This window comes from Pseudomonas sp. LBUM1673, from assembly GCF_059695645.1.
The window spans coordinates 4,130,508-4,148,318 of sequence record NZ_CP166780.1; the positions used below are offsets into that span (position 1 = coordinate 4,130,508).

The following is a 17,811-nucleotide window of genomic DNA, read 5'->3' on the forward strand; positions in this document are numbered from 1 at the left end:
TACAAACACAAAAAATACATGTTGTTTGTAGTAAGTGACACTACAAACAATATTACGTGCTTGCACGAAGGTCCAGCGCCACCATTGGTGACATGAACGACTTAGCCACCCTTGCCCGCCTGATCGAAAACCTCATCCGCTTCGGCACCATCGCCGCCGTCCAGATGAAGCCCCCGCGTGTGCAGGTCAAAACCGGAACACTGACCACCGGTTGGCTGCCGTGGATCGCCCCGCGAGCCGGCGCCGACCGCGAGTGGAACCCGCCCACCGTTGACGAGCAAGTCATCCTGTTCAGCCCCTCTGGCCAGCTCGGCAATGGCATCGTCCTGACCGGTCTGTTCAGCGATCACACCCCGGCCAACGGTGACCGCGAAGGCCTGCATCGCTGCACCTACCGCGACGGCACCGTGATCGAATACGACAGCATCACGCATCACCTGAACGCCACGCTGGCCGAAGGCGGCACCACCAACCTGACCAGCACCGGCGGCATCCGCATCGTCGGCCCAATCACCCATGAGGGTGACTACACCCAGACCGGCAATCAGACCATCACCGGCAAGGTCACCGTGTCGGTGGATGTGGTCGCGGCCGACATCAGCTTGGTCAACCACCCGCATGGCGGCGTGATGACTGGCAGTGGCAAAACAGGGAAGCCGGAATGAACCGAGAAACCGGCGCCACCCTCGGCCTGGTCGAACACATCGCCCAGTCCATCACCGACATCCTGACCACCCGAATAGGCACCCGCGTAATGCGCCGCGAGTACGGCAGCTTACTGCCCGAGCTGGTGGATCAGCCGTTCAACGATTTCACCCGCTTGCAGGTCTACGCCGCCACCGTCATGGCCCTGATGCGCTGGGAAACCCGCATCAGCCTTAGCCGTGTGCAGTTTGTCGGGGCGAATCTGCAAGGTCAGGCGTCACTGGACTTTGAGGGCACCATTGTCGACGGCAACCAGCCGCTGAGCCTGAGCGTGCCTCTGCACTTGGGGGGCAGCGCATGAACACCTTCGTCGCCATCGACCTCGGCCAACTGCCGGCGCCACAGATCGTCGAACAGATCGACTACGAGCAGATTCTCGCCGAGCGCAAGGCCTACGCCATCAGCCTCTGGCCAGCCGAAGAACAAGTGGAAATCGCCGCCCGCCTCGACATGGAATCGGAGCCGCTGACCAAATTACTCGAAGAAAACGCCTACCGCGAAACCATCTGGCGTCAGCGGGTCAATGAAGCCTCCGTCGCCAACATGCTCGCCCTGGCCAAGGGGACCGACCTCGAAAACCTGGCCGCTAACTTCAACGTCAAGCGGCTGCTCATTCAGGCAGCCAATCCCTCGGCCGTACCTCCGCTTCCAAAACTGATGGAAAGCGACGACAGCCTACGCGAGCGCGCGCAAATGGCATGGGAAGGCCTCAGCACCGCCGGCCCGCGCAATAGCTACATCTTCCATGCACGCTCCGCAGACGGTCAGGTCGCCGACGCCACCGCCGAAAGCCCAGCGCCGGCCGAAGCCGTGGTCACCGTGCAATCCGTGTTGGGCGATGGCACCGCCTCGCCGGCCCTGCTCGACAAGGTCGCAGCCTACCTCAGCGACGACGACCGCCGCCCGGTTGCGGATCGCCTGACCGTTCAAGGCGCGGAAATCATCAACTACCAGATCAAGGCCAAGCTCTACCCGCTGACCTCCGGTCCAGAAACGGAACTGATCCTCGCCGCGGCTGAAGCGCGATTGCTTCAGTTCGTGCATCAGCGTCGTCGCCTGGCACTGGAGGTGTCCGAATCGATCATCCATGCCGCGCTGCATGTGGAGGGTGTGCGCAAGGTCGTGCTGGAGGGTTGGACGGACATCGTCGCCACCAAATATCAGGCGCCGTACTGCACGCACATTGAATTGGCATTGGGGGTTGAGTGATGGCCGACCAGCCGCTGCTGCCAAGTAACTCGACGCCGTTGGAACGCCAGGCGGCTATGGCCGTCGCGCAGATCCAGCGCGTGCCGATCCCGTTGCGCACGCTGTACAACCCGGATCTATGCCCCCTGCCCCTGCTGCCGTATCTGGCTTGGGCGTTCTCGGTGGATCGTTGGGACAGCAAATGGACAGAAGCCGCCAAGCGCGCCGCCTGCCGGGCTGCGTATTACGTTCACTCACACAAGGGCACCATCGGCGCGCTACGGCGTGTGGTAGAGCCGCTGGGTTACCTGATTGAGGTCGTGGAGTGGTGGCAGACCGTGCCACAAGGCCCACGCGCCACCTTCGCGCTGAGAATCGGTGTGCTCGACACCGGCATCACCGAAGCGATGTACCAGGAACTGGTCTGGCTCATCGATGACGCCAAACCGCTGACCCGGCACCTGTCCGGCCTCGACATCATTCTAGAAACCCGACTCGACGCCCACGTCGGTTTCGCCGTGTACGACGGCGACGAAATCGACGTCTACCCCTGGACTAACCCGGATATCGACGTGACGGTTCAGGGCTTCAGCGGCGTGAGCCTTTACACCCTCGACGAACTGGATGTGTACCCCCATGGTTGATCAGAACTCTATTTTCGGCGGCATGCTGACGACGCTGGGCGCTGCCAAGAAAACCAACTGCGACGCCCTCGGCATCCCGTGGGAACCGAGCCATATGCTGATCGGTGATGCCAATGGCACCGACCCGGTACCCAGCCCGACCCAAACTCAACTGATCAATCAACGACACCGCGCGCAGATCAACCAACTGCGCGTGTCGCCAACAGACGCCAACGTGCTGATCGCCGAAGTCGTCCTGCCGCCTGATGTCGGTGGCTGGTGGATTCGGGAACTGGCCATCGAGGATAAGGACGGTGTGTTCTCTGCGGTGGCCAACGTCGCCCCCAGCTACAAGCCGCTGCTCGTCCAGGGCTCGGGCCGTAACCAAGTGGTGCGTATGCACATCATCACCAACGGGACGGCCAACATTCAGCTCAAGATTGACCCCAGCGTGGTACTCGCCACACGGCGCTATGTTGACGAGAAAGTGGCAGCAGCCATCGACGGCCTCGCGACAGAGGACTTCGTCAAGGATCTGGCCTCCGACGACTTGCCCAAGGCCGACGCCACCGCAGCACCCGGCCAGTCGGAAAACTATTCCCGTGAGGATCACGTTCACCCGAAAGATCTGACCCGCGCCGGGATCACCGATTTGCCTTACCGAGGATCGATGGCTTGGGCCGTAGCAGGAGTCTATCAGTGGACTGTTCCTGCCGGCGCCACCAAGGGTTATGTGGTCGTGAAGGGTGCAGGAGGTGGTGGTCGAAACAGCCAGGTATTCGGTCCTGGTGGCGGTGGAGGTGGGGTTGCTGAAGGTTTGGTGACCCTTGTACCTGGAACGGTCATTACGGTCACGGTCGGTGCCGGCGGCGCAGGCGTGTCCTATAGCGTCAGCGGCAGCCCTGGTCTGTCCGGTACGGGTTCTTCGTTTGGCGGCTTCATGTCGGCCACTGGTGGTGGTGGCGGCGATGCAAGTGGTGGCGGGGGTAAAAGCGGCGTTGGAACAGGCGGGGATATCAATTATGGGTTGGGTGACGGCCAGTCTGGTGGCCGGGCAAATTCAACCTCATATGGTTTCCCTGGCAGCGGTGGCGGCCCAGGCGGAGCCGGCGCTGTAGTCGATGGCTCCGGTGTTGGGCAAACGCAGTTGAGAAATGGTCAAGGCCCCGGCGGCGGCGGTGGTGGCCGCATGGACAGCGGTGGTCTCTCTGGTGCCGGCGCTGCCGGCTCTGTATCGATAAGGTGGTGAATTATGTGGGCATTGATTAATGACGAATCCGTCACCGAGTTGACGGATACCGACCCCGAGGGCCGCTATCACGCGTCCTGGCACTGGGAACCTTGTGACAATCAGGTCAAGATCGGCTGGCGGTTCACCGAAACAGGCTTCAGCGAAGCGCCTGGTCCCACCGCAGAGGCGCGCATGGCGAACGAAAGAGCCTGGCGCGACGGCGAGCTGAACCGCAACGAGTGGCTAGCGGCTCGCCACCGCGACCAGCAGGACATGGCGGTCACCACCACGCTCACCGACGAACAATTCGCGCAGCTCTTGAGTTTCAGGCAGGCCCTGCGCGATTGGCCGGAGTCCGGAGCATTCCCTCAAGAAATCGCACGACCGCAGGCCCCCGAATGGCTCGAAGCGGCCTTTCGGCAATAACTCCCCACCACCTGTAGCGGCCCTTATTACAAGCCACCGCGCTCGCCGATCCGGCGCGCGCGCGGCAGCCTTGCACTGTCATCTCATTCATTGCGCAGGCAAAACCCATGGCCGATTATCTTCACGGCGTGCGGGTGCTCGAACTCAACGACGGCACCCGCCCTATCCGCACTATCCCCACCGCCGTAATCGGCATGGTCTGCACCGCCGACGATGCCGACGCGACGGTCTTTCCGTTTGACACCCCTGTCCTGATTACCAACGTCCAGACCGCCATCGGCAAAGCCGGCGTGAAAGGCACCCTAGCCGTCAGCCTGCAAGCCATCGCCGACCAGACTAAACCCTACGTCATCGTGGTGCGTGTCAAAGAAGGTCAGGATGAAGCCGAGACCACCAGCGCCTTGATCGGCACCACCACCGACACAGGCAAGTACACCGGCATGAAAGCACTGCTCGCGGCCAAGTCGAGGCTAGGTTTGGTACCGCGCATTCTGGGTGTCCCAGGCTTGGACACCCTCCCCGTCGCCACCGCACTAGTGTCCATCGCCCAACAACTGCGGGCGTTCAGTTATGTCAGCGCCTGGGGCTGTAATACCAAGGAGGAAGCGGTTGCCTACCGCAAAAATTTCGGTGCCCGCGAAGTCATGGCTATCTGGCCAGACTTCCTCAACTGGGACACCGCCACCAGCAAGACCGTCAACGCCACCGCAGTCGCTCGCGCCCTCGGCCTGCGCGCCAAAATCGACCAGCAAACCGGCTGGCACAAAACCCTCTCCAACATCGCCGTCAACGGTGTTACTGGCATCAACGCCGACGTGTTCTGGGACCTGCAAAACCCCGCCACCGACGCCAACTACCTCAATAGCCACGAGGTCACCACGCTGATCAACGAGGGCGGTTTGCGCTTCTGGGGCAGCCGCACTTGCAGCAACGATCCGCTGTTCGCTTTCGAGAGCTACACCCGCACCGCGCAAGTGCTGGCCGACACCATGGCCGGCACGCAGATGTGGGCCATAGACAAACCGCTGCACGCATCTCTGGTGCGCGACATGATTGAAGGTGTGAATGCCGAGTTCCGCAGCAAGGTGTCCGCCGGCTACCTGATCGGTGGGAGCTGCTGGTACCCCGAAGACATCAACACCAAGGACACCCTCAAGGCCGGCAAGCTCTGGCTCGATTACGACTACACGCCGGTCCCGCCGCTGGAAGACCTCACCCTGCGCCAGCGCATCACCGACCGCTACCTCATCAACTTCGCCAGCCAGATCAATCGCTAACCGGAGAACAGCGCTATGGCCATGCCGCGCAAACTCAAAAACCTCAATCTGTTCAATGACGCCAACAGCTACGTCGGCGTGGTGAAGTCGGTCACCCTGCCCCCGCTCGGTCGCAAGATGGAAGCCTATCGCGGCGGCGGCATGAATGGCCCGGTCAAGGCTGACCTGGGCTTCTCCGACGACGGCATCCAGTTCGAATGGAAGACCGGCGGCCTCGACCTGATTTCCCTGCGCCAGTTCGGCGCCGTCAACGCGTCGGGCATTGCACTGCGGTTCGCCGGATCTTTCCAGCAGGACGACACCGGCGACGTCAGCGCCGTGGAAGTGGTCCTGCGCGGCCGCCACGAAACCCTCTCCATGGGTGACCACGAGCCCGGCGAAGACACCGAACACAGCGTCACCACCACCTGCTCCTACTACAAGTTGATCGTCGACAACGAAGACATCATCGAGATCGACTTGCTCAATTTCATCGAGAAGGTCAACGGCGTAGACCTGCTTGAAAAGCAGCGCGCCGCCATTGGCCTCTAACCCCTCCCACAGCCCTCTGGAAAACCCATGCAAACCATCGAAGTTCAGCCCATTGCAGAAGACAACACCGTCACCCTCGACACGCCGATCACTCGGGGCAAAAGCACGATCGACACCCTCACCTTACGAAAACCACAGTCCGGCGAATTGCGCGGCGTGCAGTTGGTGGAGTTGTTGAACATGGACGTGGCCACGCTGATCAAGATCCTGCCGCGCATCACCAGCCCAGGCATCACCGCACCGGAAGCCGCCGGCATGGACCCGGCCGACCTGCTCGCGTGCGGCAGCAAGATTTCCGGTTTTTTGTTGCAGAAATCGGTGAAGACGGACGCCTCCCTCGTTGCGTAGAGGACGCCATGGCCGACTTGGCGGTGGTCTTTCACTGGGCGCCGGCTGATATGGATCAGCTGGGCCTACAAGAACTGATGGAATGGCGCGAGCGCGCCAGGGTGCGGAGTGTCGCCGATGGCGAATGATTTAAAACTTCGGGTGCTGCTGAGCGCCATAGACAAGGCCACGCGCCCGCTGAAGGCAATCAATAACGAGAGCATTGGCGCCGCCCGCGCCCTGAAAGATGCGCGCGATCGCCTCAAGGCACTCAACGCCCAACAGAAAGATGTCAGCGCCTGGCGTACCCTGCGCGCTGCAGTCCATCAGACCGAGCAAGCCCTAAACGCCGCCCGCGACAAGGTCAAGGCACTCAGTCAGCAGTTTGCCGCCACCGGCGTGCCCACCAAGGCGATGGCCAAAGACTTTCGCGCCGCCGTGCGTGAAGCGCAGAAACTCAAACAGCAGCATCAGCAACAGGGCGAACAGCTTCAGAGCCTGCGTACCCGTTTGCATGCCGCCGGGATCAGCACCCAAAACCTCGGCAGCCATGAGCGTCAATTGCGCGAGAGGGTTCACGCCACCAACCACAGCATCACCGAACAAACCAAGCGACTGGCCGCGCTGGCCGATCAACAGAGACGCTTGGCAGCGGCTCGCGCGACCTTTGATAAAACCAGAAGTCTCGCCGGCGACATGGCAGGCAAAGGAACCACCGCCATAACAGGCGGCGGTGCAACGCTGTACGCGGGCACCAAGCTGCTCACGCCGGGCATCGACTTCGACGCCAGCATGAGCAAAGTGCAGGCTATCTCCCGACTTAAGAAAGACTCAGAAGCACTCGGGGCATTGCGCAAGCAAGCGCGAGAACTGGGCGGCTCAACGCAATTCACCGCTGGCCAGACCGCCGACGCTCAAGGCTTTCTCGGCATGGCCGGATTCGATCCTGCGGCAATAAAAGCTGCGATGCCGGGGATGCTCGACCTCGCAACGGCCGGCGGCGCCGAGTTGGCGCAGACCGCCGATATCGCCTCGAACATCCTGTCTGGGCTCGGCATGCGGGCCGACCAAATGGGCAAACTGGGCGATGTATTGGTGGGCACCTTCACGCGCTCCAACACCAACCTGCAGATGCTCGGCGAAACGATGAAGTACGTCGCCCCGATGGCAAAAACCTACGGCGTCGAGCTTGAGGTGGCCGCTGCAATGGCCGGTAAATTGGGCGATGCCGGTTTGCAGGGCAGCATGGGCGGCACCGCGCTCAGTACCATCATGAACCGACTAGCCACCCCGCCCAAAGCCGCGGAAAAAGCCTTGGCACAACTGAAAGTCACCACCGCCGATGCCCATGGCAACCTGCGAAACCTGCCGGACCTCCTCAAAGAGATCCACGACAAAACCCAAGCCCTGGGCACTGCCGACAAAGGTGGATTGCTCAAAGACATTGCTGGTGCAGAAGCGGTCAAAGGCATGGCGCAATTGGTGGAACAAGCCGGTACGGGTGACCTGCAAAAACTCATCGTGAGCCTGCGCCAAAGTCAGGGTGAAGCCTCGCAAACGGCCTCGATCATGGCCGACAACCTCAAGGGCGATCTGACAACCTTGAGCAGTGCCTGGCAGGATCTGGGCATCGAGTTGCAAGCTCAGCAGGATGGACCGTTGCGCGGGCTGACTCAGTCGGTCACCGAAGTCATCCGAGGGGTCAAAACCTGGGCCAGCGAAAACCCGAACCTCGCCGCTGGCCTCGTCAAAACCGTCGCCATCCTCGCAGCGCTGGCCGTGGCGCTGGGCGGGTTACTGGTCACAGTGGCCAGCGTACTGCTGCCGTTTGTGGCTCTGCGTTTTATGCTCGCGCAACTGGGTATCCGCTTGCCCGGCTTGATCGGCCTGCTGTGGAATCTCGGCAAGTCAGTGCTGCCCTTTGTGGGCAAAGCGCTGCTCATGGTGGGACGTGCGCTGATACTCAACCCCATCGGATTGGCAATCACGGCCATCGCTGGCGGCGCCTACCTGATCTACAAAAACTGGGACGCGGTGAAAACGTACTTCACCGGTGCCTGGCGCGAAATCAAAGCCGGGTTCAGTGACGGCATAGGCGGGATTCTCAAAGTCCTGATCAACTTCAGCCCCATTGGACTGATCTACCAGGCGTTCGTGGCGGTGATGAAGTACCTGGGCATCGACCTGCCCAGTCGCTTCACCGAGTTCGGCGGCATGATCATCGACGGCTTGGTCAAAGGGCTGAAATCGGGCTTCGGCAAGCTCAAGAACGTCATGGGCGACATCAGCGATTCAACCATTGGCTGGTTCAAGGAAAAGCTCGGCATCCAGAGTCCGTCGCGTGTGTTTGCCGAACTGGGTGGTTTCACCATGGCCGGCCTGACTCAAGGTCTGGAAGGTGGCCAGAGCGGACCATTGGGCGTCATGACCGACATTAGCAAGCAGCTCACCACGGCCGGCTCCATGGCATTGGGTACAGCGCCTTGGCCAGGTTTAACGGTCGATAGCCGTGCCCCTATCAGCAACGCCAACAGCGTCGTCTACGACAGCCACGACACCTACGAAATCCACATTCCTGCAACGCCAGGCATGGACGCACAAACCATTGCCCGCGCAGTGCGCGCCGAACTGGCCCGCATTGAAAGTGAGAAAGGCGCCCGTCAACGCAGCAGACTATCCGACCTGGAGTGATCCCCATGATGCTTGCCTTGGGCATGTTCGTATTCAGCCTTTCCACCGCTGCCTACCAGGAGCTGCAACGCCAGACCGATTGGCGCCACGCCAGCAACAGTCGCATCGGCGCGGCGCCGGCACGGCAGTTCGTGGGTCGTGGTGAAGACGCGATCACCCTACCCGGCATCATCCTGCCGGAACTGGCCGGCAGCACCCTCAGCCTCGACGCTTTGCGCCTGATGGCCAACACCGGCAAGGCCTGGCCCATGGTCGAAGGCAGTGGCCGGATCTACGGCTTATGGGTCATCGAGAGCCTGAGCGAAACCAAAACCATCTTCTTCCGCGACGGTACGCCACGCCGCATCGAATTTACCCTCAACCTCAAGCGCATCGATGACGACCGGATCGACCTCATAGGCGCGGGTACCCGCGCAGGCGTTAGCATCATGAGGTCGTTCCTGTGATCGATACCGCCCTTTCCCGCGTCACCGGTTTTCTGGATGACACCGTCGAACGCTACCGCCGCGAAGCCGGCTACCCGGTGCCGGCGTTCCGCATCACGGTCGATGGCAACGACATCGCCAAACTGATCAGCCCGCGGCTGATGAGCCTGGAGCTGACCGACAACCGCGGCATCGTGGCCGATCAGTTGAGCATCACCCTCAGCGACCACGACGGACTGCTGGCCATCCCGCCCAAAGGTGCAGTGATTCGCCTGTGGCTCGGTTGGAGCGACACCGGCCTGGTCGACAAAGGTACCTACACGGTCGACGAAGCCGAGCACAGCGGCGCGCCCGACGTGCTGAGCATCCGAGCCCGATCGGCGGACCTGCGCAAAGGCCTGAAGACCAAGCGCGAGCGCAGCTGGAGCAACATCACCCTTGGCGACGTGCTGGGCGACATTGCCCTGGGCAACGGGCTGACCGCGATCATTGCCGGCGCCCTCGATGGCTTGCCCATCCTGCAGCTCGATCAGGCCAACGAATCCGACGCCAACCTGATCAGCCGCATAGGGGAAGAATTCGACGCGGTGGTCACCGTCAAAGCTGGCTGCCTGCTCTGCCTACCAGCGGGTGGCGGCAAAACCGCCACCGGCGCCGAACTGCCCCACATCACCCTGACCCGCGCTGACGGCGACCAGCACCGCTACCTGCAAGCCGACCGCGACAGCTACGACGGCGTGCGCGCCTACTTCTACGACGTGAACAGCGCCAAAAAACAGGAAGCCATCGCCGGCGGCGGCGAAAACCTCAAGGACCTGCGCCACACCTACAGCGACCGCCAGTCCGCCTTACGCGCTGCCCGGGCCGAGTTCAATCGCCTGCAACGCGGCAGCGCCACGCTCAGCTACACGCTGGCACTGGGACGGCCGGACCTGATTCCCGAGCTGACTTACACGCTCCAGGGCGTGAAGGACGAGATCGACGAAATCATCTGGTATGGCGGGAACGTGCAGCACTCCCTCAGCGCGGACAACGGCTACACCGTCAGCCTGGAGCTGGAGAGCAAACTGCCGGAGGACACCGTCGAAGATCTGGCCGAAGAGAACAAGGGAGACTTTACCGGGATCGTTGCCCACTACCGCGACAAGAAAACCGGGAAAGAAAAGACCGTGACGGCTGGGGATCAGAGCAAGCCGAAGCGGTTGCATTGGTTGTACACCACCGAGACAACGGCGAAGCGGGCGACGGATCGGGAGTGGAGGCGGATGCAGGCAGAAAAAACATGAACCCGGTTGTTTATAAAACCGGGGCATTTCGCGAAACGCTTACGACTGACTGATTCCCCATCAAGGACGATTTCATGCAAGACATACGTTGCGGCCACTGCTGTCGCAAACTTGCCGCCGCCAGCGGCTTCCTTGAATTACAGATCAAGTGCCCGCGTTGCCGGACACTGAACCACTTGAAGGCCCAGAGCCTCCCCCCAGCGTGCCGCGAGCATCCAGAACAACGAGTTCATGAATGCAGCAGCTCACCATTGGAAGCCTGTTCGCAGGCATAGGAGGTTTTGATGTCGGATTTGAAAACGCCGGTTACCGCAGCGCCTGGCAAGTTGAACTCAACCCGGTCAACCGGGCTGTGCTTGCCGACCGATTTCCCCATGCACGCCAATTTGAAGACGTGCGCCAATGCGGCGCCCACAACCTGTCCCCCGTCGATGTCATCACCGCCGGTTTCCCCTGCCAGGACATCAGTATTGCCGGTGCCCGAGAAAGCAACCGAGACAGCCGCGGACTACGCGGAGAACGCAGCGGCCTGTTCTGGGAGGTCATACGAATCCTCAAAGAAACTCAACCTCGCTGGGTGGTCCTTGAGAACGTCGTTAACCTGCTCGCTGTCAACGATAGCCAAGACTTTGAAACAGTCATCCGGGCCCTTGCGGACTGCGGGTATGTGGGATTTTGGCGAGTGCTTAATGCTCAATATTTCGGAGTCCCCCAGCAACGTCGTCGAATATTCCTGGTCGCAGGTTATCGACAAATGCCCCCCTTCGAGTTCCTGGCTGACGCCGCACCAGTGGACGCAATACCTCCAGCGTCTCGCTCGATCCAATGGCCACGCCCCGCGGATGCCTGGGCTGCCAATACTCTATTGGCAAGCAAAGCCGGCTCCCAAATCTCTTTGGGCTGTACCACTTTCGTCGCTCACGCGAACGGATGGGATCAGATGGCTGAGCGGCAGCGAGCGTCTGAAGATGATGGGTTTTGCCTCGGACTGGATGCGGCCAACCTTGCAGAGGCTTTCGCTGCCGGAAACGCCGTTGTTACGCAGGTCGCGGAGTGGATTGGACGGAGGTTGATTCGGGTGGGGTAATCCGAGGACGTCAGCGCGTTGCAAGCCATGGCCACAACGCACAAACGTCACGGGGGTATTCGCTATTTGCTTAACCGCGGCTTCATCCACGATCGAATCACGGAATCATCGCCCATTCGCCACTGAATGACCTCTCCAAATTCCACGGCAGCTTCCAATACCGTTATTCCTCTATACAGCTGAACAAACCCTCCCGGTCTCAACGCTGCATAGATCGGCGCTGGCATCGTGTTTTTTTAGCCAGGCGCCGATCAGGCGATAGGTTTCGTCGTAACAGGCAATGGCTTCACTGACCGTATCGTGGCGAATTTCGTAGTGTCTGTGGACTTCGAAGGATAGGACGTAGGGCATTAGAAAATCCTTTTCTGATGCCTAGGGCGACTTGCCGTAGGGAGGTATTTTTTTAGCAAGAAAGCGCTTTCTGGATATGTGGGAGGGTTCTTGTTTGAGAGGGCGTTGGGCAGGGCTGAGACGAGGAAAAAACACCGGAACGGCTTCATTTGATGGATTTTTTGTAGGCAAAAAACCGCCTCAGCCGAGGCTGAAGCGGTTCCCTTTTCAGATCTTACAGATCATCAAAGTAGTCTCGGAGCAATTCGTATACGTGATGAACACGTACACAAACCACCACGAAGTCCCACGTACGTCTGAACTTAGACATACTTGGCCCTCCCTAGGTTGGGCCAAACCTCCAGTACGCTTACCGGAACATGCGTACCTTCGGGGAGCTTGCACTAAGCGTTCCCTGTGAGGCGGCAGATCTAATGCCTCCCGAGTGAATCCGGCACGGGTTCCTAATCCGTGTCAGGAGGGCAAAAAATCCCCGTGCATTGGTGACCAGCTCAAGAGCTGATCAGCACGGGAATGTACGCATGGTAACGAGAAAATTCGCTAGGAAACAGCCAATCCCAGCACATCCGAGAAACATAACCGACAGACCGCCATGCGATGCAGTAGTCTGAATACTGCCGGAAACGAGGCGCTAACAGAGCCCAAAATGCGCCACCCCCTTGCAGATAAAGGTGCCGGGGCACTATTGCCACTAATCGACATATATTGCATTGCAGTAGTACGAGCATATAAGCTTTCGTGGCACTAAGCGTTCCCTGTGAGCGTGCAAGCCTGGCTCCTAACCGGTCTTGCGAAGAAAAACCGCCCTCCTAAGGCGGTTTTTTTTTGCTCCGAACTCCTGTCAGGTCGCCTTGAGGCATGGAACGTCTAGTCTTATCGAATCTGGCGGTCTACGTTCAGCGTTTTCTGAAGGAGCGAATGATGCAAGGAATGCCGAAAACAAGCTCGCTGTTGCTCGTCATATTTCCACTACTGGCTGCATGTACCACCCCGCGGTCGGTTGAGGTCGACGGTAGATTCCAGCAAGTACAGGATGCGGTGCTTTCTAGCACTCAACGCTCTAGAGTTGAGATTTCTACCGTTGATAACTGCGCAGTCGGGTGCCCATCTGGCGGTGGCGAGGTAACAATCGTTCGCGATGCCTACACGCTGAATAACAACGGCTCAACGAAATTCGCCAATTGGGTCGCCTACAAAATCACCAAGGACACCCCCGCCCCCAATCGCCCGCGCAACTGGGAACCAGACCCAGATATACCTGCGAAGGAAACGCTGAACCCGGTGGACTACAACGGGGCCTATGTTGCCTTGGACCTGGACAGAGGCCATCAAGCCAACTTGGCTTCGATGGGAGGGATTACTGATTGGCAACCTCTGAACTATCTGAGCAATATTACGCCGCAAAAAGAAGGCCTGAACCGGGGCGCGTGGGCTCGGTTGGAGGATCAGGAGCGCAACCTGGGTAAAACGCCTGGTATCGATGCGGTCTACGTAGCGACAGGACCGTTGTACGAAAGGAAGATTGGGTCTCTCCCGGGCACCAATAAAGTACACACGATCCCCAGTGGTTATTGGAAGGTGATCTTCTTGGGCAGCACGCCTGCCGACGGCCAATTTGCGGCTTTCATCATGGAGCAGGAAACGCCACGCGCGGCGAACTTCTGTGACTACCAGGTGACGGTCGCGGACATCGAGGAACGTTCGGGCCTGACGTTGTGGAGCAACCTTCCGGACAACGTTCAGGCCGCACTGAAGTCGAAGCGGGGAAATTTACCGCGAAAGATCGGTTGCACCGCAGCCGTTGAGCAGCCTACTCAATAGACCAACCCGGAAGGCTGACGGGCTCAGCACCATCCTTGAAAGAGCCTTAACTTTGGCAGTGGCCGGACCCAGCCATTGCCTCACGAACTCCAATCGTAAAACCTGAACGGCTAGCCACACCTTGGGAGCCGAGGAAAAAATGCCCGAACTATCTGATCTGGTGGATTTTCTGTAGGCAAAAACAACCAAACCTAGGCAAAACATCAGGCGTCAACCAACGTCCGATTCCGGAAGTGAAGGAGTTTTCTCTATATATAGAGAACTTCTACTCTGTATATAGAAAATTTGGAAAAACCCAAAGACGCTCAAAAAATATACAGCTATCAATAGATATCTTTGGATATCTATTAACAGCCACCTACCGTTCGTCGGATAGCAACTTTACACTAAAGGGTAAACAATAGGCAATCTTGCCTATTTGACCTATTTGCTGGTCGAGGTGGCACCACCGTTAAACCCGCTGTTTTCCACGGCCTCCGTTAAAGATTGGAATCTCCGTCGTTTATAAACGACGAAACCCGCGCAGAGGCGGGTCCCGAAGGCAAAAATTTTGTGGTTGATTCCCGGAGGAATACCTGTGGTAATCTCGCCTCACCACTTGCAGCCGTACACCTTTGTTACTCGCATCTCAAAGGGTATTGGCCTGTGGCCGAACCGTCAACCGTGCGTTAATTCGTTAATTCGTTAATTCATCCTTTAACCATTCCGATGAGCTTGCGAATTAGTTCAAGGTTTGTCATAGCGCAAGTGGAAAGTTATTTGTTCCGGCGTTACATCGGAGCAAATTCCGCCAACCCTTTGGAGAATTCGCCTATGCGGTCCTTCATTCAGAAGTATCTTCCCGAAGAACTGATTCGGGCGTTTCAGGCTGCTTATTGGTCGATTCGTTTGATCAGGATTATTCAGGAGGTGTAAAAGCAAAACGGGGGCCATTTGGCCCCCGTTTTCGTTCGGGTTGCCGTAGGAATTTATAAGACTTTAAGCACTGCAAACGCAGCGAAGCCTACAAGGTGCATTGACTTGGCGTTTGCAATTGAGAGGTGAGCTCCGGACAGGTATCGTTATGCCATCACCATCACCAAGGGTTCTGTTATGAGCCACAAGATCTTCCTGAGCCACAACCACGCAGATAAACCAATCGTTGAACCGGTGGCGATCAGGCTTGCCCAAATATTCGGTGAGTCGGAGGTCTTTTACGACTCTTGGTCCATTCGCCCTGGCGACGGCATCATCGATCAGATGAACAAAGGACTCGAGGCGCCCGAATACGTTTTCTTCTTCGTGTCTGCCAAAAGTCTAGCCAGTCAAATGGTACAGCTCGAATGGCAAAACGCTCTGCATGCTGCGACACGCGGCAAGACCAGGATGATCCCTGTTAGGGTTGACGGCAGTCCGATGCCGGCACTGCTCACTCAAACTTTGTACATCGATATGCACTCGATTGGGCTGGAAGCAGCGATTGCCCAAATTGTTAGCGTTACCCAAGGGAGCGCGTCGTTTACGCCTCAGCATCAAGGGTTCTCCAACTTAACCTACACGGAGGTCTCGGAAGCGGATGGCTCAATCATGGTGACCATCCAAGCTTCACATCTGATGGAGCCCAACGCGAGCTTTCTGCTCGGTACCACGAACGCTGAAGACGAAATTACTTGGTCCATGGTGAATGGCCAGGCTTTCTTTGGTGGCTTCAACAAGGACACGTTGACCGACAAAAATGGAGGCAAAGCACACGCCATTTTGTTTCGAACCATGGGGGGAGCGATTACTCCCAAACATCCTCTGCGCATCAAGCTTGGTAAATCGAAAGACGTGCCATTAGTACTGTTGGGCGTCTTACACGAAGTCGCCGAGAATCAGTGGAATCCGATTCCACGAAAGGCATAAGTTGTTTCATTGGGTTCAGGCTAACTCTGGGGGCGTCAGCCCCCATTGCTCCTCGCTTTTCATTAGTCGCTATCCCTCTCGACACCACCAAGACTGCGCATATGCACAGCCATCGATGTACTCGATCCCACTCAATACAAACCCGGTGACCGCCATACCTGCGAGCGTTGCGTCCAGCAATGGGGGAAGTGGATCGGGATCGAGCGGCATGCCCACCTCCACGCGAGCGACGTTAGACGCTCGGCCCAGTTGCTCGCAGACCGCTGAATTGACCATGACATTACCTCGGATCGCGGCGTACTGACGTCGAGCTTTGGCATCAAGTGCGATGCCGCGTGATCTCATAGGGGTGACCAGTACGTACATTTTTTCAGCCCCCTACTCGTCAGGGTCGATGTCGAGCATCGCTTCGACGGCAAAAGCCAGTGCGCCGTCTGCCATTTCCAGCAGTTCTCCTAGATCGTCTTTGTCGATCAGTTTGTCTCGGTGCAACGCATGAGCCAACGTCAGTAGGGCTTTGTGATGCGCACCTGGGCGAGCAGTGCGGTTTTGTCTGCGAGCATGGTTTGCCAGTGGGGGAGATCCTTTCCCAAAGCGGAAACCGTTGGAATAGTGGAGGTGTTCATCAGTTCAGACCTCAATGCAAATACTGTGCATACAACCAGTATATTCGGAGTCCTCGGATGACACCTACAGATGCCGACGAAATGCCCTACTCTAGCCAGCAAGTCGGCTGATTGAAATATTACTTTTGACAGCTTAATGAGACCAAAAAAAACCCGCATCAGCCGAAACTGACACGGGCTTTTCCCCACATCAACGACCGTTACTTCAGGTCGTCAAAGTGGTCTCGCAGGAACTCGTAAAAGCGAAACGCTTTAAACAATCTCCATACGAGGCTCAACGTACGCAACAAAAGCTTCATACGTTTTGGCCTCCAAGGTTGGGGGCCAAACCTCCAGCACACTTACCGGATCACGAGTGCCTTCGGACATGCACGCCAGTGCCGTCTGTGAGGCGGCCGGTTGAGATCCCCCCGAGCCATCATTCCGGCACGGGTGCAAAACCGTGTCAGAGGGCCTGAAACTGTTATGTCACCGGCCAAACCTCACCGCTGCACTAGCGTGCGAGCGACGGCATATTAACCTAGAAATTCAAACGCAACGGCTTATCTTTGAGGCCTGAGAGCCAAGGGATTAACTGTTTTTGTAAAACGTTATTTCTGTCAGAGTTATATGCCCTATATTAAGCGCCGTAAATCGCTTTTGATGCCCTCTGATAACACTATTCGTGGAGGGCAAAATAACGTTGCAAGGTTGAGCAAAGATTAATAAGATGGTGCCACGCCAGTGCTGTCCGTGAGACGTACTAAGCCTCGGCCGCAAGCTGAGGCTTACAAAAGAACCGCCCCCGCAAAGGCGGTTTTTTTTCGCCTGTCGTTCAAGTCATGTGCATTGCGCTTGGGCCAGCACTGCCACGTCTCGGCGTAGCGGTTGAGGGTTTGATTCGTACGCTGTGGGGCAGCGTCTTTCTTTTTGTTCCAGCCATGGGGTGCGCCCTCGCTTGGCGAACGTCTCCAGGTATCCGCGAATACCTCAGCAAAGGCTTCTTGCAACGTATCGACTGACTCGCCATGGAAGCCAACGATGTCCTTGATGCCCGCGTTATGTCCGATCAAAAGGCCGTCTTCGTCCCTGTACTCGATTTGTGCGGTGTAACCGTCGGCTTTCATCACGTTCACTTTTCCACTCTTAGCTGTGTTCTTTTCAGAATATTGGTTGGACTCATGTCGAAGTTGTAGGCAAAATCCGAAAGTTGCGTAAGGTGTTACGCTTGCTGTGCTTTTGAGCACGGTACTGCCTTGTTAATCCAGTCTTTGCTGGGATACTCTCCAAACATCGCTGCATATTCAGCGATCGGGCGTGAGACCCCGGGGACTATCAAGGCGCAAAGCGCCA

Annotated in this window: 20 protein-coding genes; 17 read left to right on the forward strand and 3 right to left on the reverse strand. The window is 58.1% G+C overall.

Going from position 1 to position 17,811, the window contains the following annotated elements:
- Nucleotides 1-92: 92 nt before the first annotated feature.
- The 15 genes from ACA044_RS19030 to ACA044_RS19100 all read left to right on the forward strand — a co-directional run bounded on the left by ACA044_RS19030 (nucleotide 93) and on the right by ACA044_RS19100 (nucleotide 11,797).
- Entirely contained in the window at nucleotides 93-665 is a 573-nt protein-coding gene (locus tag ACA044_RS19030) for a phage baseplate assembly protein V (RefSeq protein ID WP_497442775.1), read from the forward strand.
- Entirely contained in the window at nucleotides 662-1,006 is a 345-nt protein-coding gene (locus tag ACA044_RS19035) for a GPW/gp25 family protein (RefSeq protein ID WP_497442776.1), read from the forward strand. Before ACA044_RS19030 ends, ACA044_RS19035 begins: the two co-directional genes overlap by 4 nt.
- Nucleotides 1,003-1,914 (forward strand): baseplate J/gp47 family protein, encoded by a 912-nt coding sequence (locus ACA044_RS19040; protein WP_497442777.1) that lies wholly within the window; start codon nucleotides 1,003-1,005, stop codon nucleotides 1,912-1,914. The genes ACA044_RS19035 and ACA044_RS19040 overlap by 4 nt, the downstream gene beginning before the upstream one ends.
- Nucleotides 1,914-2,537, forward strand: a complete 624-nt coding sequence (locus ACA044_RS19045; RefSeq protein ID WP_497442778.1) for a phage tail protein I — start codon at nucleotides 1,914-1,916, stop codon at nucleotides 2,535-2,537. Before ACA044_RS19040 ends, ACA044_RS19045 begins: the two co-directional genes overlap by 1 nt.
- Nucleotides 2,530-3,765, forward strand: coding sequence for a phage tail protein (locus ACA044_RS19050; protein ID WP_497442779.1), 1,236 nt, complete (start codon nucleotides 2,530-2,532; stop codon nucleotides 3,763-3,765). Before ACA044_RS19045 ends, ACA044_RS19050 begins: the two co-directional genes overlap by 8 nt.
- A 3-nt stretch (nucleotides 3,766-3,768) precedes the next feature.
- Nucleotides 3,769-4,173 (forward strand): phage tail assembly chaperone, encoded by a 405-nt coding sequence (locus ACA044_RS19055; protein ID WP_497442780.1) that lies wholly within the window; start codon nucleotides 3,769-3,771, stop codon nucleotides 4,171-4,173.
- Nucleotides 4,174-4,280: 107 nt separating this feature from the next.
- The gene (locus ACA044_RS19060) at nucleotides 4,281-5,450 is read left to right on the forward strand and encodes a phage tail sheath protein (protein WP_497442781.1); all 1,170 of its coding nucleotides are present in this window, start codon (nucleotides 4,281-4,283) and stop codon (nucleotides 5,448-5,450) included.
- 15 nt (nucleotides 5,451-5,465) lie between these two features.
- The gene (locus tag ACA044_RS19065; protein WP_497442782.1) at nucleotides 5,466-5,981 is read left to right on the forward strand and encodes a phage major tail tube protein; all 516 of its coding nucleotides are present in this window, start codon (nucleotides 5,466-5,468) and stop codon (nucleotides 5,979-5,981) included.
- A gap of 27 nt (nucleotides 5,982-6,008) precedes the next feature.
- On the forward strand, nucleotides 6,009-6,329 hold the full coding sequence (locus ACA044_RS19070; RefSeq protein WP_497442783.1) for a phage tail assembly protein: 321 nt from the start codon (nucleotides 6,009-6,011) through the stop codon (nucleotides 6,327-6,329).
- Between the two features lie 8 nt (nucleotides 6,330-6,337).
- Nucleotides 6,338-6,457, forward strand: a complete 120-nt coding sequence (locus tag ACA044_RS19075) for a GpE family phage tail protein (protein WP_111450164.1) — start codon at nucleotides 6,338-6,340, stop codon at nucleotides 6,455-6,457.
- Nucleotides 6,447-8,999: a phage tail tape measure protein gene (locus ACA044_RS19080; RefSeq protein WP_497442784.1), complete on the forward strand. Its 2,553-nt coding sequence runs from the start codon at nucleotides 6,447-6,449 to the stop codon at nucleotides 8,997-8,999. The genes ACA044_RS19075 and ACA044_RS19080 overlap by 11 nt, the downstream gene beginning before the upstream one ends.
- A gap of 5 nt (nucleotides 9,000-9,004) precedes the next feature.
- Nucleotides 9,005-9,445 carry a phage tail protein gene (locus ACA044_RS19085; protein ID WP_497442785.1) on the forward strand — a complete coding sequence of 147 codons (441 nt, stop codon included), beginning with the start codon at nucleotides 9,005-9,007 and terminating at the stop codon, nucleotides 9,443-9,445.
- Nucleotides 9,442-10,710 (forward strand): phage late control D family protein, encoded by a 1,269-nt coding sequence (locus tag ACA044_RS19090; RefSeq protein WP_497442786.1) that lies wholly within the window; start codon nucleotides 9,442-9,444, stop codon nucleotides 10,708-10,710. Before ACA044_RS19085 ends, ACA044_RS19090 begins: the two co-directional genes overlap by 4 nt.
- A gap of 74 nt (nucleotides 10,711-10,784) precedes the next feature.
- A complete protein-coding gene (locus tag ACA044_RS19095) occupies nucleotides 10,785-10,985 on the forward strand; it encodes a Com family DNA-binding transcriptional regulator (RefSeq protein ID WP_497442787.1) in 201 nt (66 codons plus the stop codon).
- Nucleotides 10,946-11,797 (forward strand): DNA cytosine methyltransferase, encoded by an 852-nt coding sequence (locus ACA044_RS19100; RefSeq protein ID WP_497442788.1) that lies wholly within the window; start codon nucleotides 10,946-10,948, stop codon nucleotides 11,795-11,797. The genes ACA044_RS19095 and ACA044_RS19100 overlap by 40 nt, the downstream gene beginning before the upstream one ends.
- 171 nt (nucleotides 11,798-11,968) lie before the next feature.
- On the opposite strand, the gene ACA044_RS19105 is transcribed toward ACA044_RS19100, so the two are convergent.
- Nucleotides 11,969-12,148, reverse strand: coding sequence for a hypothetical protein (locus ACA044_RS19105; RefSeq protein WP_497442789.1), 180 nt, complete (start codon nucleotides 12,146-12,148; stop codon nucleotides 11,969-11,971).
- Between the two features lie 921 nt (nucleotides 12,149-13,069).
- On the opposite strand from ACA044_RS19105, the gene ACA044_RS19110 reads away from it, so the two are divergent.
- Both ACA044_RS19110 and ACA044_RS19115 read left to right on the forward strand, forming a co-directional pair.
- The gene (locus ACA044_RS19110) at nucleotides 13,070-13,969 is read left to right on the forward strand and encodes a DNA/RNA non-specific endonuclease (RefSeq protein WP_497447264.1); all 900 of its coding nucleotides are present in this window, start codon (nucleotides 13,070-13,072) and stop codon (nucleotides 13,967-13,969) included.
- 1,092 nt (nucleotides 13,970-15,061) lie between these two features.
- Nucleotides 15,062-15,853 (forward strand): toll/interleukin-1 receptor domain-containing protein, encoded by a 792-nt coding sequence (locus ACA044_RS19115; RefSeq protein WP_497442790.1) that lies wholly within the window; start codon nucleotides 15,062-15,064, stop codon nucleotides 15,851-15,853.
- Nucleotides 15,854-15,922: 69 nt separating this feature from the next.
- On the opposite strand, the gene ACA044_RS19120 is transcribed toward ACA044_RS19115, so the two are convergent.
- Both ACA044_RS19120 and ACA044_RS19125 read right to left on the reverse strand, forming a co-directional pair.
- A complete protein-coding gene (locus tag ACA044_RS19120; RefSeq protein WP_497442791.1) occupies nucleotides 15,923-16,219 on the reverse strand; it encodes a hypothetical protein in 297 nt (98 codons plus the stop codon).
- Nucleotides 16,220-17,246: 1,027 nt separating this feature from the next.
- Entirely contained in the window at nucleotides 17,247-17,594 is a 348-nt protein-coding gene (locus ACA044_RS19125; RefSeq protein WP_497442792.1) for a hypothetical protein, read from the reverse strand.
- Between the last annotated feature and the right edge of the window lie 217 nt (nucleotides 17,595-17,811).